Genomic DNA, 15,385 nt, shown 5'->3' on the forward strand with positions numbered 1-15,385 from the left:
AGGGTTGGGCCGGTGCATGGCACGGACATCTCGTTGTGGTGCGCCGTCAGGGTTTCGAACCCCGGACCCGCTGATTAAGAGTCAGCTGCTCTACCAACTGAGCTAACGGCGCGTCGCGGCCGAGACCGCGTAGGCGACAATAACAGGCGTCCCGTCGCGGAGCGAAATCCCGGATGTCCTCCAGGATAACCGCCCGGAGCCGCCGGGCGTCAGCCCCCCGGGGGCGTCGCGGGCCCCAAACACCCGAAGTCCGCGCGCTGCAGGCCAATTCGCCGTCAGAAGAGCGTGCCGCAATAGGGCGCCCGCTCGACGGCGAACGCGGCGTCCAAGTCACGTATCGCGCCCGGACGCAGCTCGGTGATCCGGCTCGCGCGGTGCAGTTCCGACGGCCGGTGCGCGCCCATGTAGATCGTCCCCAGGTCACCGAGACCGATCTGGACGTCCGCGGGCCCCTCGTGCGGCGTGCACTTGCCGGCACCGTCGCGCGTGTGGAGCAGGAAACGCCCTCCCGCGACGCTGAGCGGGTCCGCCACTTCGATCGTGATGTCGGCACGGGCCGAGTAGGCGCGCGCCCCGAGCACTTCCGGCACGTCCATGATCCGCATCCACAGAAAATCGCTCATGCCCGTGGTTTTCGCGGCCAGCTGGTCCTTGAGCTTGAGCGCCAGCGGGTCGTCGACCGGGACCTCGATCACGATGTTGTCGAAGGTCTTCGAGCCCACCAGGACCGCGAGCAGCTCGGTGTGGGCCTCGGGGGTGATGGGGCAGAAGTCCTGCACGATCACGGTGCCAAAAGGCCGCCGAAACGCGTGTGGCGACGCCCCGACCACCCGGTAGGTCAAAAAGCCATCGGGGTGCGCGATGGAATTGAGCGTCGACCCGTTTTCCCGCTGGGTGACCCGGTCTTCGAGGATGTCGTCCCACCATGCGTCGTCGCGGCTCAGCGCCCCCGGGGTGATGGCGCACCACCGGTCGTACAGCGGCGGCAACAGGCGCGCCGCCCGGGCGGCGTCGATTTCGCGGGCCCGATTCCGGCTGGGTTTTGCCCGCAACTCGGTGAAACGCGGCTCGATGTCGTACGTCCGCGCGTAGCTGGCCACGCCCGCGCCCAAGATCTCGTAGACCGCCGGCTGGGTCGGAACGCCACACAGGATCGGGTAGCCGCGGTCCTGCAGGATGCCGAAGCCCTGCAGGCTAAGCCGTTGCCAGATCCCCTGCCCCTGGTGCGTCGCCGCGACCGCGATCATGGAGAGCCAGGCGGCGTCCAGGTTGGCGCCGCCGGGCACCGTCAGCCGCAACCGGTAGTACAGCGAGGTCCCGACGATCAGCGGATGCTCCGGATCGGATAGATCCTCGGCCACCAGGATGTCTTGCAGGTTGACCCGACGCGTCCACGCCTCGACGTCGCCCGGGTCCACCGAAATCCCGTAGGCGCGGGCCTGGTTTTCGTAGACGGCCTGCCAGTCGTCGTCGGTGGGATGTTTGATCCGGATGGCGTCGTCCGTGTTCGTCATCGCTCTTCAATTCTTTACCGCCGCAGCCGAATCGGCGTTTGGGCAAGCCGATCCACCGAGGCTTGGTGGTGAGAGGTGTCGCTCGGGGCGATACCCGACCGCCGGGACGTCAAACCTTGGGTTTGTTTGGTGACGCCGCCCACACCGGGAGTCTCCGGGCGGCAGGCATGGGGGTCGGCCCGGCAGCGTTTGGGTATAGAGACGCCGGAGGGCTCGGCCGGAAAGGAGCCGCATGCTGCACGGAATCACCCGACTCGCGATCGCTGCGCCGCGGCGCATCATCGCGGTTGCGGCGCTGCTCCTGGTGGCGGCCGCAATCTTCGGCGTCCCGGTGATCAACAACCTGTCGGCCGGCGGCTTTCAAGACCCGACCTCCGAATCGGCCCGGGCGACTCAATTCCTGCGGGACAAGTTCGGCCAGACCGATCAAAAAATGCTGATCGTGGTCGGCAGCCCGGCCGGCGCGCGCAGCGACCCGGCCCGCCACGTCGGCACCGACATCGTCGACCAGTTGAAGCGGTCCCCGTGGGTCATCGACGTTTCCTCGGCGTGGACCTCGCCGCCGCAGGCCGCCGCCCAGCTGGTGAGCAAGGACACCAAGTCCGGGATGATCGTCGCCGATTTGAAAGGCGGCGAGAACAAGGCGCAGGGGTACGCCAGGGACCTTTCTGCACAGCTGGTGCACGACCGCGACGGGGTGACCGTGCGTGCCGGCGGCATGGCCGTGGCGTACGCCCAGATTAATCACCAGAACGAGCGCGACCTGCTGTTGATGGAGTCCATCGCGATTCCGCTGAGCTTCGCGGTGCTGGTGTGGGTGCTGGGTGGAGTGGTGGCAGCGGCCCTGCCCGTGGTGCTGGGCGCGCTCGCCATCGTCGGGACCATGTCGGTGTTGCGGCTGATCAGCTTCGCGACCGACGTGTCGACCTACGCGCTGGACCTGAGCATCGCGATGGGGCTGGCCCTGGCGATCGACTACAACCTGCTGATCATCACGCGCTATCGCGAGGAGCTCGCCCGGGCCGAAAACCGGGACCGGGCGCTGTATCGCACCATGGCCACGGCCGGTCGCACCGTGCTGTTTTCCGCCACCACCGTCGGGTTGTCGATGGCGGTGATGGCGGTGTTTCCGATGTACTTCCTCAAATCGTCCGCCTACACCATCGTGGCCACGGCGGTCATCGTGGCCATCGCCGCCGTCGTGGTGACCCCGGCGGCGATCGTGCTGCTGGGCCCCCGGCTCGACGCGCTGGACGCCCACAAGTTGGTCCGTCGGATCCTGCCGCGGGCGAAGTCGTGGCGCGACCATGCGCACACGCCGGTCGACGAGCTGTTCTGGTACCGATCCACCCGGTTCGTGTTGCGCCACGCTGCGCCGGTCGGCGTGGGCGTCGTCGCGCTGCTGTTGTTGCTTGGCGTTCCGTTTCTCGGCGTGAAGTGGGGCTTTCCCGACGAGCGCGTGCTGCCCCGAACGGCGTCGGCGCGCCAGGTCGCCGACATGCTGGACAACGACTTCCCCAGCGGTTTGGGGACCGCGGTGTCGGTGGTCGTCCCCGACGCGCGCGGCGTCACCCCCGCCGACGTCGACCGCTACGCTGCCGAACTGTCGCGGGTACCCGACGTGCCGGCGGTCACCGCACCGACCGGGACGTTCGTGGCCGGCAAGCTGAGCGGGCCGCCCGCCGCACCCACCGGCTTCGCCAACGGCAGCGCGTTCCTCACCGTGGCCACCAGCGCGCCGCTGTATTCACAGGCGTCTGACACCCAGCTCGACCGGCTCCATCGTGTCGCCGGACCGGCGGGCAAGCCCGTGGAGATGACGGGGCTGACGCAGATCAACCGCGACAGCGTCGACGCGATCACCAAACGGATGCCGGCCGTGCTGGGGCTGATCGCCGCCGTCACCTTCGTGTTGCTGTTTTTGCTGACCGGCAGCGCGGTGCTGCCGCTGCAGGCCTTGGTGTGCAACGTGTTGTCGCTGACGGCGGCGTTCGGCGCGATGGTGTGGATCTTTCAGGACGGCCATCTCGGCGCCCTGGGCACCACCCCGAACGGGACGACGAACGCCAACATCCCGGTGCTGTTGTTCTGCATCGCGGTCGGGCTGGCGATGGATTACGAGGTCTTCTTGGTCTCGCGGATCCACGAATATTGGCTGGCCTCTCAGGCCGACGGCGACACCCGGCCGAGCGCGGCCGAGGCCCGCGCCGTCACGGACGAGAGCACCGCATTGGGCCTCGCCGGCATCGGCCGGGTGGTCACCAGCGCGGCGCTGGTGATGTCGATCTCGTTCGCCGCGTTGATCCCCGCCCAGGTGTCGTTCATGCGCATGCTCGGCGTCGGCCTGACGCTTGCGGTGCTGGCCGACGCCACGCTGGTGCGAATGGTGTTAGTGCCGGCCTTTATCCACCTGCTCGGCCGGTGGACGTGGTGGGCGCCTCGGGCGTTGACCAGCTTGCGTTGGCGGCGGGTGACGGGTGAATCCGCGGCCGTCGCGGTAGGGCGGCGGCGGTGGGCCGCCGACGCGCCGGACGCGCGGCGGCTGCTGTTGAGGAGACGGGCCGCGGCGGCCGTGACCGACCGTGACTAGCGGACCGGAAAGGACTGTGCCGCAACGGTTCCGATGGAGACTGCGCCCATGACCAAGACGGACATCGCGGCGTTGCTGGCGCTGGCCTCGGCGCTGTGCATCGCGATCGGCGACGTGCTGCAGCAGCGCGCGGCGCACCGGATCAGCGACGGCCCCTTCGGCCACATCGCCCTGTTCGGCCGCCTGCTGCGCAATCGGCGGTGGTGGTGGGGCACCGTGTTGCTCGCGGCGAGCATCGCGCTGCAGGCCGCCGCGCTGGGCCAGGGGTCGGTGCTGCTGGTGCAGGCGCTGCTGATGCTCTCGGTGCTGTTCGCCTTGCCGATCAACGCCCGGTTGGCGCACCGGACGGTGACCGGCGCCGAGTGGATGTGGGGGGCCTTGCTCACCGCCGCGGTGATCGTGGTCGTCACCGTCGGTCATCCGCAGGCCGGCCGGTCCAGCACGTCGCTGGGCACGTGGGCCCCGGTGGTCTTGGTGCTCGGTCCGCTGCTGGTGGCGTGCGCCGTGGCCGGCCGGATCCGCGGCGGCGCCCCGGCCGCCGCGCTGTTCGCCCTCGTCTCCGGTTCGCTGTGGGGTGTTTTCGCGGTGCTGACCAAAGAGGCCGTCGCCCGGCTCGGTGAGGGCGGATGGGCGGTCGCCCGAGCCCCCGAGCTGTATGCGTGCGTGCTGGTCGCGCTGGGAGGCGTGGTGTGGAGCCAGTCGGCGTTCCGCGCCGGGCCGTTGACCGCGTCGATGCCCACGCTGGCGGTGTCGCAGCCCGTGGTGGCGGCGGCGCTCGGCGTCGTCGTCCTCGACGAAACGCTGCAGACCGGTCGCGCGGGGATGGCCGCCCTGGTGGTGGCGGCGCTGGCGATGACGGTAGCCATCGTCAAGCTGGCCCGCGTCGAGGCCGCCGCGACCGACGGCGGGGCCGATTCGCAGCGCAACGGCCTCGTCGTCGAATCGGGGTAAGTGCCGCGCGGCGCGCCGATTCGGCGCCGCCGCGACACCATTGCGCTGACCAGCCATCTCGCCTCTGCAGCGGCGCATCACCCTTTACAATTCATGCACTGTTTCCGGTCAGCGGTGACCGAACAAACCCGTACAAGCCCGTCCGAATTGGAAGGTCGCCCCATGACGCCTTTGCGCAGACCTCGATCATTGCTGGCAGCAGCAATGGTCGTGTTTGCTGTCTTCGGCGTTGCCTGCAGCAGCAGCCACACTGCCGCGCCGGCGAAGGTTATCTCCGACAAGGGCACGCCGTTCGCCGATCTGCTCGTCCCCAAGCTCACCTCCTCGGTGACCGACGGCGCCGTCGGTGTCACCGTGGACGCGCCGGTGACGGTGAGCGTCGCCGACGGGGTGCTGGGCTCGGTCACGATGGTCAACGAGAACGGCCGGACCATCAGCGGACAGCTCAGCCCCGACGGGCTGCGCTGGTCGACCACCGAGCAGCTCGGCTACAACCGCCGCTACACGCTGACCGTGAAGGCGCTGGGTCTGGGCGGCGCGGCGACCCGGCAGATGACGTTCCAGACCAGTTCACCGGCGCACCTGACGATGCCCTACGTCTATCCCGGCGACGGCGAGGTGGTCGGCGTCGGTGAGCCGGTGGCGATCCGCTTCGACGAGAACATCGCCAACCGCGCGGCGGCCCAGAAGGCCATCACCATCAGGACCAACCCGCCCGTCGAGGGCGCGTTCTACTGGTTGACCAACCGCGAATTACGTTGGCGCCCCGAGCATTTCTGGAAGCCGGGCACGACCGTCGACGTGCAGGTCAACACCTACGGTGTCGATTTGGGCGACGGGATGTTCGGCGAGGACAACGTCAAGACGCACTTCACCATCGGCGACGAGGTCATTTCCACCGCCGACGACAAGACCAAGACGGTGACGGTGCGCGTCAACGGCGAAGTGGTCAAGACGATGCCGACGTCGATGGGCAAGGACAGCACCCCGACGGCCAACGGTATCTACATCGTCGGCGGCCGGTTCAAGCACATCATCATGGATTCGTCGACCTACGGCGTTCCGGTCAACTCGCCCAACGGATATCGCACGGAAGTCGAGTGGGCCACGCAGATGTCCTACAGCGGCGTTTTCGTGCACTCCGCGCCGTGGTCGGTCGGCGCCCAGGGCCACACCAACACCAGCCACGGCTGCCTGAACGTCAGCCCGAGCAACGCCGAGTGGTTCTACGAGCACAGCAAGAGCGGCGACATCGTCGAGGTGATCAACACCGTCGGCCCGACGCTGTCGGGCACCGAGGGGCTGGGCGACTGGAACATCCCGTGGCCGGTGTGGAAGGCGGGCAACGCCAACACCTGACGCGCGTCCGCTGCGGTTCGGCGGCGCGGCAACCCGTCGGTCATGTTTCATTCATTCGCTCGCACCCCGCGCGTTGTAAGGTGCCGCCCCATGACCACACCTTCGCCCGGGCCTGGATGGTGGCTGGCCTCAGACGGCAACTGGTACCCGCAGCGTTGGGAGACCACCTTCGTCTACTACACGAACGAGTCGCTGCAGGCGGTGATCGACGAGGCCAGCCGCCAGTCCAAGGCCTACGGCGAGCAGGGCTGGGAGATCGTGGGGTCCTCGGTGCAACGGGTCCAGGTGGCCCACCGGTTCAGTGATTACGACAAGGTCGGCGACCACTATTACGAGTGGAGCATCGTCTGCACCCTGAAACGGCCTCTGGCGCCGGGCTAATCGCCCGCGAGGCCCCGATCGACTTCCGCGACGTTTGGGATCGGTAGCGCCGCGCGACCGCAAAAATTTCGCAAGCGGTCGGCCGTAGCGTACGGCCCGAAGTCGTCGGAAAGGACCACCATGAGAGCCCGTCGTACCCTGAAGCGAATCGTTGCCGGCGCGCTGCTGTCGGGCGGCGTCGCGATGGCCGGGTTTGGGTTGGCCGCGGGCAGCGCGCAGGCCGACCCGGACCACTGTTCGACACGGACGGGGTGCTACCACGGCCCCGGGATGCGCTGGTGCCCGGGCGACTACATCTGGCCCGCGCTGCGGGCGACCGGATGGGACTTGAGCGAGTGCCACGTCTACCACCTCGCGATCCTGGACAACCCCAACGCCGACCCCAACGCGGTGGTCGAGGGGCCCGGTCCGGCGCCGCTGCCCATTCCGGCCACGCCGCGGGCGTGCCCGCCGATCTCGTTCATGTGCCCGTGAAAGCTGGATAGCAAAAGGTCGGAGGGCGTTGTGGCCCTCCGACCTTTTCGGGGTGGCTGACGGGACTCGAACCCGCGACACCCAGGATCACAACCTGGTGCTCTACCAGCTGAACTACAGCCACCATGGCCGCGAGCCGGGCCCCTGGTCGGGGAGGCCAACGAGCGGCGACCATCGATACTAGCCGGTGGGTGGCTCGGTCTCCGAATCGATTGTTCGAGCTGGGTTCTCTCCGTCTTGCAGGCCGGCGACGACGGCCTCGATTTCACTGGTAGACGGCCCGGGCTGCGGCACGAAGGCGGTGCGGCGGTAGTACTGCAACTCGCGGATGGACTCGTAAATGTCGGCCAGCGCCCGGTGCGTGAGCCCCTTGGCGGGCTGACCGTAGTAGATGCGCGGGTACCAGCGCCGGCACAGCTCCTTGATCGAGCTGACGTCGATCATGCGGTAGTGCAGGTAGGAGTCGAGCTCGGGCATGTCGCGGGCGATGAAGGAACGGTCGGTGGCGATCGAATTGCCCGCCAGCGGCGCGGTCTTGGGCTGCTTGACGTGCGTGGTGACGTAGTCCATCACCATCGCCTCGGCGGTTGCCAAATCGACGGTCGACGCCTTGACCTCGTCGATCAGCCCCGAGCGCGAGTGCATGTCGGCGACGACCTCGATCATCGACGACAAAGCGGCGTCGTCGGCGTGGATCACCACGTCGACCCCGTCGCCGAGGACGTTCAGCTCGGCGTCGGTGACCAGGGCGGCGATCTCGATCAGCTTGTCCGAGCCCAGGTCCAGCCCGGTCATCTCGCAGTCGATCCACACCAATTCGTCGCGCACAGCGCTCAGCGTATGCGCACGTGAGCTCTGCCCTGTTCGCCCCTGCGAAGTAGGGTTAGCGTTGCGGGACTCTAACGGGGGCGAGTGGGGGAGAGGGGCGCAGCACGATGACCACCGAATCGGCGGCCACACCGGCCAAGCGGATCGCGGACGGCTACGCCTTCGAGGGCCGGGCCCTTGAACTGGGCACCGTCGTCGTCGACGGGGCGGCCGACCCGACCGCGCAGGTCCGTATCCCGTTGGCCACGGTCAACAGGCACGGGTTGGTGGCCGGGGCGACGGGAACCGGCAAGACCAAGACGCTGCAACTGATCGCCGAGCAGCTCAGCGCGGCCGGCGTCGCGGTGCTCATGGCCGACGTCAAGGGCGACCTGTCCGGTCTGTCTCGACCGGGGGAGGCCGACGACAGGACCGCCGCGCGGGCGAAGGACACCGGCGACGATTGGGCGCCAACGGGTTTCCCGGTCGAGTTCTTGTCGCTCGGGACCGGGGGAGTGGGCGTGCCGGTGCGCGCGACGGTGGCCAGCTTCGGGCCGGTGCTGTTGTCGAAGGTGTTGGGGCTCAACGCCACCCAGGAGTCGACGCTGGGTCTGATTTTTCACTGGGCCACCGAAAGCAACCGGCGGCTGGTGACCCTGGGCGATCTGCGGGCCGTCATCAGCCACCTGGCCAGCGACGAGGGCAAGGCCGACCTCAAAGACCTGGGCGGCGTGTCCTCGACGACGGCCGGCGTCATCCTGCGCGCGCTGGTCAATCTCGCCGGCGAGGGCGGCGACACCTTCTTCGGCGAGCCGAAGCTCGACCCGAACGATCTGCTGCGTGTCACCGAACAGGGCCAGGGCGTCATCTCGCTGCTCGAGTTCAGCGGCCAGTCACTGCGCCCGGTCATCTTCTCCACCTTCCTCATGTGGGTGCTGGCCGATCTGTTCACCGTGCTGCCCGAGGTCGGCGACATAGACAAGCCCAAGTTGGTCTTCTTCTTCGACGAGGCGCACCTGCTGTTCACCGACGCCTCCAAGGCGTTCCTCGAGCAGGTCGAACAGACCGTCAAGCTGATCCGCTCCAAGGGCGTCGGGGTGTTTTTCTGCACGCAGTTGCCCACCGACCTGCCCAACGACGTGCTCTCCCAGCTGGGCGCGCGGATTCAGCACGCGCTGCGCGCGTTTACCCCCGACGACCAGAAGGCGCTGTCCAAGACGGTGCGCACCTACCCGAAAACCGATGTCTACGACCTGGAGTCGGCGTTGACATCGCTGGGCATTGGTGAGGCCGTCGTCACGGTGCTCTCGGAAAAGGGTGCCCCGACGCCGGTCGCCTGGACCCGCATGCGGGTGCCCCGCTCGCTGATGGCCTCGATCGGCACCGACGAGATCACCAAGGCGGCGAAATCCAGTCCGCTGCAGGCGAAGTACGGTCAGACCGTCGAGCAGCCGACGCAACCCGGTGGGTCCCAAACGCCGCCGGCGCCGCGACCCCAGTCCGACTACCCGCCGGTGCCACCGGATGAGCCGGTTCCGCCGATGCCGGAGCCGGCGGAGCCTGCACAACCCAAGGGCCCGGCCATGTGGGAGGAAGTGCTGCAGAACCCCACGGTCAAAAGCGGCATCAACACGGTGATACGCGAAGCGGTGAAGGCCATCTTCGGCGCCGGGCGGCGCCGCCGGAAGTAACCCCTACCCGCCGCCGAGCTTCTTGTAGAAGCTGCCCACGATCGGCGCCACGATCGCGCGCGGGGCGTACCCGCTGGCCACCGACATGGCCTTCGACGTCAGGCCCGGGACGATGCGCATCTTGTTGCGCTCCAACGCATCCAGCGACACCTTGGCGGTGTGTTCGGTGGAGATCCACAAAAAGTCCGGCACCAACTTCTCGACCAGCGACCGCTCGGCGTCGTCGGGCAAATCGGTGCGCACCGGGCCCGGCGCCAGCAGCGTGACGTGCACCCCGGAGCGGCGCAGCTCGCCGCGCAGCGACTCGCTGAAGGTGTTCACGAACGCCTTGGTGGCCGCGTAGGTGGCGTTGTAGGGGATCGGCGAATTGCCCGCGGCCGAACCGGAAATCAGGATGCCGCCGGCCTTGCGCTCGACCATGCCGGGCAGCACCGCCAGCGTCAGGTCGTGCACGCCCAGCACGTTCAGCTGCAGCTGGGCCTTCTCGCCGGCCGGGTCCAGCGTCGCCACCGGGCCGAAGGTCGCGGTGCCGGCGTTGGCGCACAGGATCGAGATCGGGCGCGCGGCCAGCTCGTCGCACAGCTTTGCCCGCTCCCCGGGGTCGGCCAGGTCGGCGGGCCGCACGTCCACAACGACGCGGTATTTGTCCGACAGGCGGGCCGCCAGCTCGTTGAGCAGGTCCTCGCGCCGGGCGGTGACGATCAGGTTGTGACCGCGGGCGGCGAGTTCGGTGGCCAGCGCCTCGCCGATGTTCTGCGAAGCTCCGGTGACAACGGCGCGCGCGTCGGGACGGGGGGCGGGTACCGGCATGCGGCCAATCGTAGACAGCGGCGAACCAATAAAGTTCCCGGCATGAGTCCGCGTCCCGTCCCGCCCGCGCGGTCTGGAGTAGTGGCATGGGCGCTGTGGGACTGCGGCTCCCTCGGCATGAACGCCATCGTCGCGACGTTCGTCTTCTCCGTGTATCTGACCGGCAGCGTGGGCGCGCGCCTGCCGGGGGGCACGTCGCCGGCGAGTTGGCTTGGTCGCGCGCTCGCCGTCTCGGGGCTGACCATCGCGGTGCTGGCCCCGCTCATCGGGGTGTGGGTGGAAGCCCCGCACCGGCGACGGCTGGCGCTGACCGTGTTGAGCGGGCTCGCCGCCGCGTCGACCAGCGCCATGTTTTTGATCCGCGAGGACCCCGGCTACCTCTGGGCCGGCTTGGTGCTGCTGTCGGCCACGGCCGCGTGCGGTGACCTGGCCGGCGTGCCGTACAACGCCATGCTGCGCCAGGTCTCGACGCCGCAGACGGCGGGCCGCGTCTCCGGCCTGGGTGCGGCCGCGGGGTTCACCGGCAGCGTGGTCCTGCTGCTGCTGGTCTACGTGGGTTTCATCTCCGGCACCGGCCCGGTGCGCGGGCTGCTGCGCGTGCCTACCCACGACGGCCTCAACGTCCGCGCGGCGATGCTGCTCACCGCGGCGTGGTTCGCGGCGCTGGCACTGCCGTTGCTGTTGGTCGCCCACCGGCTGCCGGACTCCGGCGAGGCGTCGCGTCCGACCGGCGTGCTGGGCGGTTATCGCAAACTGTGGGCGGAGGTGAGCGCCGAATGGCGCCGCAACCGCAACCTGGTCTACTTCCTGGGGGCCAGCGCGCTTTTTCGGGACGGGCTGGCGGCCATCTTCGGCTTCGGCGCCGTGCTCGGCGTCAACGTCTACGGCCTGTCCCAGGGCGACGTACTGGTGTTCGGCGTGGCGGCAAGCGTGGTGGCCGCGCTCGGCGCGGTAACCGGCGGGTTCGTCGACCACCGGATCGGGTCCAAACGGGTCATCGTCGGGTCACTGGCGGCGCTCATCGTCGTCTCCGCCACCATGATGGCGTCGTCCGGCCCGCACGCCTTCTGGGTGTGCGGGCTGCTGTTGGCCGCGTTCGTCGGTCCGTCCCTGGCGTCGTCGCGTGCCCTGCTGCTGCAGCTCGCCAAGGACGGCGGGGAAGGGGTCGCGTTCGGGCTCTACACGATGACCGGCCGGGCGGTGTCGTTCGTGGCGCCCTGGCTGTTCTCCCTTTTCGTCGACGCGTTCGGGACCGTGCGCGCCGGGGTCGCCGGGATCTGCCTGGTGCTCGGCGCCGGGCTGCTGGCGATGCTGGTGGTGCGGGTACCGGTGCGCGCGGCCGTTGTGGCCGAAACCCCTTCGGGCGCTTAGCCTCTCGCGTCGCAGACGGTCAGGCCCATGCCGACGCGCTGGATCACCTGCACCCCGCCGATGGTGACCGAACAGGTGACGTTGTTGCCAAAGTTGACGATCGTGACGTTGGCCGGGTGGGCCGCCGACTTCGACAGGCTGACCTGCTTGGTCCAAGGCAGCGCGACGTTGAACTCGGTCTGCACGACGTCGCCGGTGCCGATGTACATGATGCTGAGCGCCCGGCCGTCGCCGGTGACGGTGTAGACGACGTCTTGCATTGCGCCCGGGCTCGTCGTTTCGGTGGGCACCCCGCTCGACGGCGGCACCGGCTCCGGGATGAGCGGAGGCAGCGGCAGGGTCCGGGTGCGGGTCGACGGCGGTGCCGTCGGTGTCGTGAGGGTCGGCGACGCCGTCTCGGGCATGGCCGGCAACGGCGGGACGGCGGTCTGGTTCTTGATCGCCTCGTTGGCGAGGATCAGCGCCATCACCAGGGCGACGATCACCAGCACGGCAGCGGCAGCGCCGATCCACAGCCACCGTGGCGATCGCGGGCCTCCCGGCGGGGGAGCCACACCCTCCGCAGGCGGCTCACCGGAGGCGGGCAGGCCCTGCTGCCAGTAGGCCGGCAGCTCCCTGGTGGTGTTGACGTCGGTGAAACCCGACGCCCATTGCGGCGCGTAGCCGCCGTAGCTGGGGGCGTAGGGAGCTTGGTCGGCGTATGCCGGGTCAACGGGCGGCGAGTACTGCTGACTCGGCTGCCCGGGCTGCCCGGCCGGCCCCCACCCCGATTGAGGGGGACTAAACGGCTCGGGTCGGCGTGGATCGCTCATGTCCACCTCATGGCATGCAGGGTACCTGGGCCGGGCCGATCGGCGGTTTGTTGCGGCGTCAGCCGCGGCTCACGGGCAGTGATTTCCGGCCGAGAGCGCGGCGACGGTCATCGCCCGCATGACCGCGCGTGACCGGGCGGCGCGGGCGGGCTTGGCGCGCGAATCGTCGCCGGACTTCATGCTGTGCGGGGTCGAATTCAGCAGTCCGAAGACCGCGTGAGCCGTCAGCCGGGCGTCGGCCTCGGCCAGGCCGGGGTTCAGCTCGCGCAGCACGCCCACCCACACCTCGACGTACTGGCGCTGGGCCCTGCGCACCTGCTTCTCGGCCGCCTTGGGTAGGTGGGCCAGGTCGCGGTCCTGAATGCGGATCAGGTCCGGTTCACCCAGCGCAAAGTCGAGGTGAAAGTCGATGAGACCGTCCAGCGCGGCGGCCGCGTCGGCGCTGCTGGCGCGCACCTGCCGGGCGCCGGCGAGCAGCCGGGTGCTAATGCCCACCAGCAACTCGACGAGCAGCGACTCCTTGTTGGGGAAGTGGCGGTAGATGGCCGGACCGCTGACACCGGCGGCGGCGCCGATGTCTTCCAGGCGCACCGCGAGGAAACCGCGTTCGGCGAAGAGGCGTTCGGCGGCCGCCAGCAGCTGCAGGCGCCGGTCGGATTTCAACTGGGTGCGACGGTTGGGGGCGTCGGGCGCCGGCGTCGTCATGACGGACCCCCATCCAGCTCGCCAGGTCGGTTAAACGCAACTAACTTAACACGAGTTATCGGCGATTAACTCGATCCGGTTGGCTTCGGTTCGGTCCCTGGACGCGGTGGCGCGTGCGGTGGTATCCTCAGGGTCCAGTTAATGAGAATTAACTGAAAGCCGCGGAGAGGCTGTTCGATGGACAAGGTGGTGGCGACGGCCGCTGAAGCGGTCGCCGACATAACCGACGGTTCCTCGCTGCGGCTGGTCGAAATCGCCACTGACGTCGGGGTGGACGAGGTGCTGGCCAAAACCGAACCGCCCCTTGCCGTTGCGACAACCGGGAGGACCTGGTGAGCTCGTCCGTCGCCGCCGCGCCGTCGTTCGCCGACGAGCACCGCCGACTGGTCGCCGAGTTGAACGCCAAGCTGGCGGCGGCGGCGTTGGGCGGCAACGAACGCGCCCGCCAGCGCCACGTCGGCCGCGGCAAGCTGTTGCCCCGCGAACGGGTCGATCGGCTGCTGGATCCGGGCACCCCGTTCCTGGAGCTGTCGCCGCTGGCCGCCAACGGGATGTACGACGACGAGTCCCCGGGCGCGGGCATCATCACCGGCGTCGGGCGGGTGTCGGAGCGCGAGTGCGTGATCGTCGCCAACGATGCGACGATCAAGGGCGGCACCTACTACCCGATGACGGTCAAAAAGCATTTGCGCGCACAGGAAGTCGCGCTGCAAAACCGGCTGCCCTGCATCTACCTGGTGGACTCCGGGGGCGCGTTTTTGCCGCGGCAGGACGAGGTGTTCCCCGACCGCGAGCACTTCGGCCGCATCTTCTACAACCAGGCGACCATGAGCGCCAAGGGCATTCCGCAGGTGGCCGCGGTGCTGGGTTCGTGCACGGCGGGCGGCGCCTACGTGCCGGCGATGAGCGACGAGGCCGTCATCGTGCGCGAGCAGGGCACGATTTTCCTCGGCGGGCCTCCGCTGGTGAAGGCCGCCACCGGAGAGATCGTGTCCGCCGAGGAGCTGGGCGGCGGCGACCTGCACTCGCGCGTGTCCGGTGTCACCGACCACCTCGCCGAGGACGACGAGCACGCCCTGCGGATCGTGCGCTCGATCGCCGCCACCTTCGGGCCGCGCGAGCCCAGCCAATGGGAGGTGCGTCCCTCCGTCGAGCCCACCCACGCGCAGACCGAGCTTTACGACGTGGTGCCGCCGGACCCCCGGGTGCCCTACGACGTGCACGAGGTCATCGTGCGGCTGGTCGACGGCAGCGAATTCAGCGAATTCAAGGCCAATTACGGCAAGACCCTGGTGACCGCGTTCGCCCGCATCCACGGACACCCGGTCGGGATCGTCGCCAACAACGGCGTGCTGTTCAGCGAATCCGCCCTCAAGGGCGCGCATTTCATCGAGCTGTGCGACAAGCGCAACATTCCGCTGCTGTTCTTGCAGAACATCGCCGGATTCATGGTCGGGCGCGATTACGAAGCCGGCGGCATCGCCAAGCACGGCGCCAAGATGGTCACCGCCGTGGCCTGCGCCCGGGTGCCCAAGCTGACCGTCGTGATCGGCGGATCCTGTGGCGCGGGCAACTATTCGATGTGCGGGCGGGCCTACTCGCCGCGCTTTTTGTGGATGTGGCCCAACGCGCGCATCTCGGTGATGGGCGGCGAGCAGGCGGCGTCGGTGCTCGCGACGGTCCGCGGCGAGCAGCTCGCCGGGGCGGGCAAGCCATGGTCGCCCGGCGACGAGGAGGCGTTCAAGGCGCCCATCCGCCAGCAGTACGAGGACCAGGGCAACCCGTACTACTCGACGGCGCGCCTGTGGGACGACGGCATCATCGACCCGGCCGACACCAGAACCTGCGTGGGGCTTGCGCTTTCGGCGTGCGCTCACGCCCCGCTGGAACCGGTCTCCTACGGCGTCTTTCGGATGTGAC

General features: G+C 68.9%; 14 protein-coding genes and 2 tRNA genes. 9 read left to right on the forward strand and 7 right to left on the reverse strand.

Annotation, left to right across the window (positions count from 1 at the left end):
* Window positions 1-36: 36 nt before the first annotated feature.
* Both AWC19_RS02695 and AWC19_RS02700 read right to left on the reverse strand, forming a co-directional pair.
* A tRNA-Lys gene (locus AWC19_RS02695) sits at window positions 37-112 on the reverse strand.
* Window positions 113-275: 163 nt separating this feature from the next.
* Window positions 276-1,514 (reverse strand): GNAT family N-acetyltransferase, encoded by a 1,239-nt coding sequence (locus AWC19_RS02700; RefSeq protein WP_085076559.1) that lies wholly within the window; start codon window positions 1,512-1,514, stop codon window positions 276-278.
* A gap of 232 nt (window positions 1,515-1,746) precedes the next feature.
* Here AWC19_RS02700 and AWC19_RS02705 point away from each other — a divergent pair, with 232 nt between their 5' ends.
* The 5 genes from AWC19_RS02705 (at window position 1,747) to AWC19_RS02725 (ending at window position 7,269) form a co-directional block, all read left to right on the forward strand.
* Window positions 1,747-4,104, forward strand: coding sequence for an MMPL family transporter (locus AWC19_RS02705; protein WP_085076560.1), 2,358 nt, complete (start codon window positions 1,747-1,749; stop codon window positions 4,102-4,104).
* Window positions 4,105-4,152: 48 nt separating this feature from the next.
* Window positions 4,153-5,055 (forward strand): DMT family transporter, encoded by a 903-nt coding sequence (locus tag AWC19_RS02710; protein WP_085076561.1) that lies wholly within the window; start codon window positions 4,153-4,155, stop codon window positions 5,053-5,055.
* A gap of 162 nt (window positions 5,056-5,217) precedes the next feature.
* Entirely contained in the window at window positions 5,218-6,414 is a 1,197-nt protein-coding gene (locus tag AWC19_RS02715) for a L,D-transpeptidase (RefSeq protein WP_085076562.1), read from the forward strand.
* A 90-nt stretch (window positions 6,415-6,504) separates the two neighbouring features.
* On the forward strand, window positions 6,505-6,795 hold the full coding sequence (locus AWC19_RS02720; protein WP_085076563.1) for a hypothetical protein: 291 nt from the start codon (window positions 6,505-6,507) through the stop codon (window positions 6,793-6,795).
* A gap of 120 nt (window positions 6,796-6,915) precedes the next feature.
* Complete coding sequence (locus AWC19_RS02725) at window positions 6,916-7,269, forward strand: hypothetical protein (RefSeq protein WP_085076564.1); 354 nt, start codon at window positions 6,916-6,918, stop codon at window positions 7,267-7,269.
* A gap of 51 nt (window positions 7,270-7,320) precedes the next feature.
* Here AWC19_RS02725 and AWC19_RS02730 read toward each other — a convergent pair.
* A tRNA-His gene (locus AWC19_RS02730) sits at window positions 7,321-7,393 on the reverse strand.
* A gap of 56 nt (window positions 7,394-7,449) precedes the next feature.
* Entirely contained in the window at window positions 7,450-8,097 is a 648-nt protein-coding gene (orn, locus tag AWC19_RS02735) for an oligoribonuclease (protein ID WP_085076565.1), read from the reverse strand.
* Window positions 8,098-8,204: 107 nt separating this feature from the next.
* On the opposite strand from orn, the gene AWC19_RS02740 reads away from it, so the two are divergent.
* On the forward strand, window positions 8,205-9,767 hold the full coding sequence (locus AWC19_RS02740) for a helicase HerA-like domain-containing protein (protein WP_085076566.1): 1,563 nt from the start codon (window positions 8,205-8,207) through the stop codon (window positions 9,765-9,767).
* Between the two features lie 3 nt (window positions 9,768-9,770).
* Here the strand turns inward: AWC19_RS02740 and cmrA are convergent, their stop codons facing one another.
* The gene (gene cmrA, locus AWC19_RS02745; RefSeq protein WP_085076567.1) at window positions 9,771-10,577 is read right to left on the reverse strand and encodes a mycolate reductase; all 807 of its coding nucleotides are present in this window, start codon (window positions 10,575-10,577) and stop codon (window positions 9,771-9,773) included.
* A 42-nt stretch (window positions 10,578-10,619) separates the two neighbouring features.
* On the opposite strand from cmrA, the gene AWC19_RS02750 reads away from it, so the two are divergent.
* A complete protein-coding gene (locus AWC19_RS02750) occupies window positions 10,620-11,948 on the forward strand; it encodes an MFS transporter (protein WP_085076568.1) in 1,329 nt (442 codons plus the stop codon).
* Here the strand turns inward: AWC19_RS02750 and AWC19_RS02755 are convergent.
* Window positions 11,945-12,760 (reverse strand): hypothetical protein, encoded by an 816-nt coding sequence (locus AWC19_RS02755; RefSeq protein ID WP_169718067.1) that lies wholly within the window; start codon window positions 12,758-12,760, stop codon window positions 11,945-11,947. The genes AWC19_RS02750 and AWC19_RS02755 overlap by 4 nt on opposite strands.
* A gap of 69 nt (window positions 12,761-12,829) precedes the next feature.
* Window positions 12,830-13,465 (reverse strand): SACE_7040 family transcriptional regulator, encoded by a 636-nt coding sequence (locus AWC19_RS02760; protein WP_085076570.1) that lies wholly within the window; start codon window positions 13,463-13,465, stop codon window positions 12,830-12,832.
* A gap of 177 nt (window positions 13,466-13,642) precedes the next feature.
* Here AWC19_RS02760 and AWC19_RS29555 point away from each other — a divergent pair, with 177 nt between their 5' ends.
* The gene (locus AWC19_RS29555) at window positions 13,643-13,801 is read left to right on the forward strand and encodes a hypothetical protein (protein ID WP_158090823.1); all 159 of its coding nucleotides are present in this window, start codon (window positions 13,643-13,645) and stop codon (window positions 13,799-13,801) included.
* Window positions 13,795-15,384: a carboxyl transferase domain-containing protein gene (locus tag AWC19_RS02765; protein ID WP_085076571.1), complete on the forward strand. Its 1,590-nt coding sequence runs from the start codon at window positions 13,795-13,797 to the stop codon at window positions 15,382-15,384. Before AWC19_RS29555 ends, AWC19_RS02765 begins: the two co-directional genes overlap by 7 nt.
* The last annotated feature ends 1 nt before the right edge of the window (window position 15,385 follow it).

The sequence above is a fragment of the Mycobacterium palustre genome (assembly GCF_002101785.1).
GTDB classification, from domain to species: Bacteria; Actinomycetota; Actinomycetes; order Mycobacteriales; family Mycobacteriaceae; genus Mycobacterium; species Mycobacterium palustre.

Coding starts and splice junctions, on each gene's coding strand:
- AWC19_RS02725 (WP_085076564.1), top strand. CDS start 6,916: ATGAGAGCCCGTCGTACCCTGAAGCGAATCGTTGCCGGCGCGCTGCTG.
- cmrA (WP_085076567.1), bottom strand. CDS start 10,577: ATGCCGGTACCCGCCCCCCGTCCCGACGCGCGCGCCGTTGTCACCGGA.
- AWC19_RS02740 (WP_085076566.1), top strand. CDS start 8,205: ATGACCACCGAATCGGCGGCCACACCGGCCAAGCGGATCGCGGACGGC.
- AWC19_RS02760 (WP_085076570.1), bottom strand. CDS start 13,465: ATGACGACGCCGGCGCCCGACGCCCCCAACCGTCGCACCCAGTTGAAA.
- AWC19_RS29555 (WP_158090823.1), top strand. CDS start 13,643: ATGGACAAGGTGGTGGCGACGGCCGCTGAAGCGGTCGCCGACATAACC.
- AWC19_RS02705 (WP_085076560.1), top strand. CDS start 1,747: ATGCTGCACGGAATCACCCGACTCGCGATCGCTGCGCCGCGGCGCATC.
- AWC19_RS02715 (WP_085076562.1), top strand. CDS start 5,218: ATGACGCCTTTGCGCAGACCTCGATCATTGCTGGCAGCAGCAATGGTC.
- AWC19_RS02710 (WP_085076561.1), top strand. CDS start 4,153: ATGACCAAGACGGACATCGCGGCGTTGCTGGCGCTGGCCTCGGCGCTG.
- AWC19_RS02720 (WP_085076563.1), top strand. CDS start 6,505: ATGACCACACCTTCGCCCGGGCCTGGATGGTGGCTGGCCTCAGACGGC.
- AWC19_RS02700 (WP_085076559.1), bottom strand. CDS start 1,514: ATGACGAACACGGACGACGCCATCCGGATCAAACATCCCACCGACGAC.
- AWC19_RS02755 (WP_169718067.1), bottom strand. CDS start 12,760: ATGAGCGATCCACGCCGACCCGAGCCGTTTAGTCCCCCTCAATCGGGG.
- AWC19_RS02750 (WP_085076568.1), top strand. CDS start 10,620: ATGAGTCCGCGTCCCGTCCCGCCCGCGCGGTCTGGAGTAGTGGCATGG.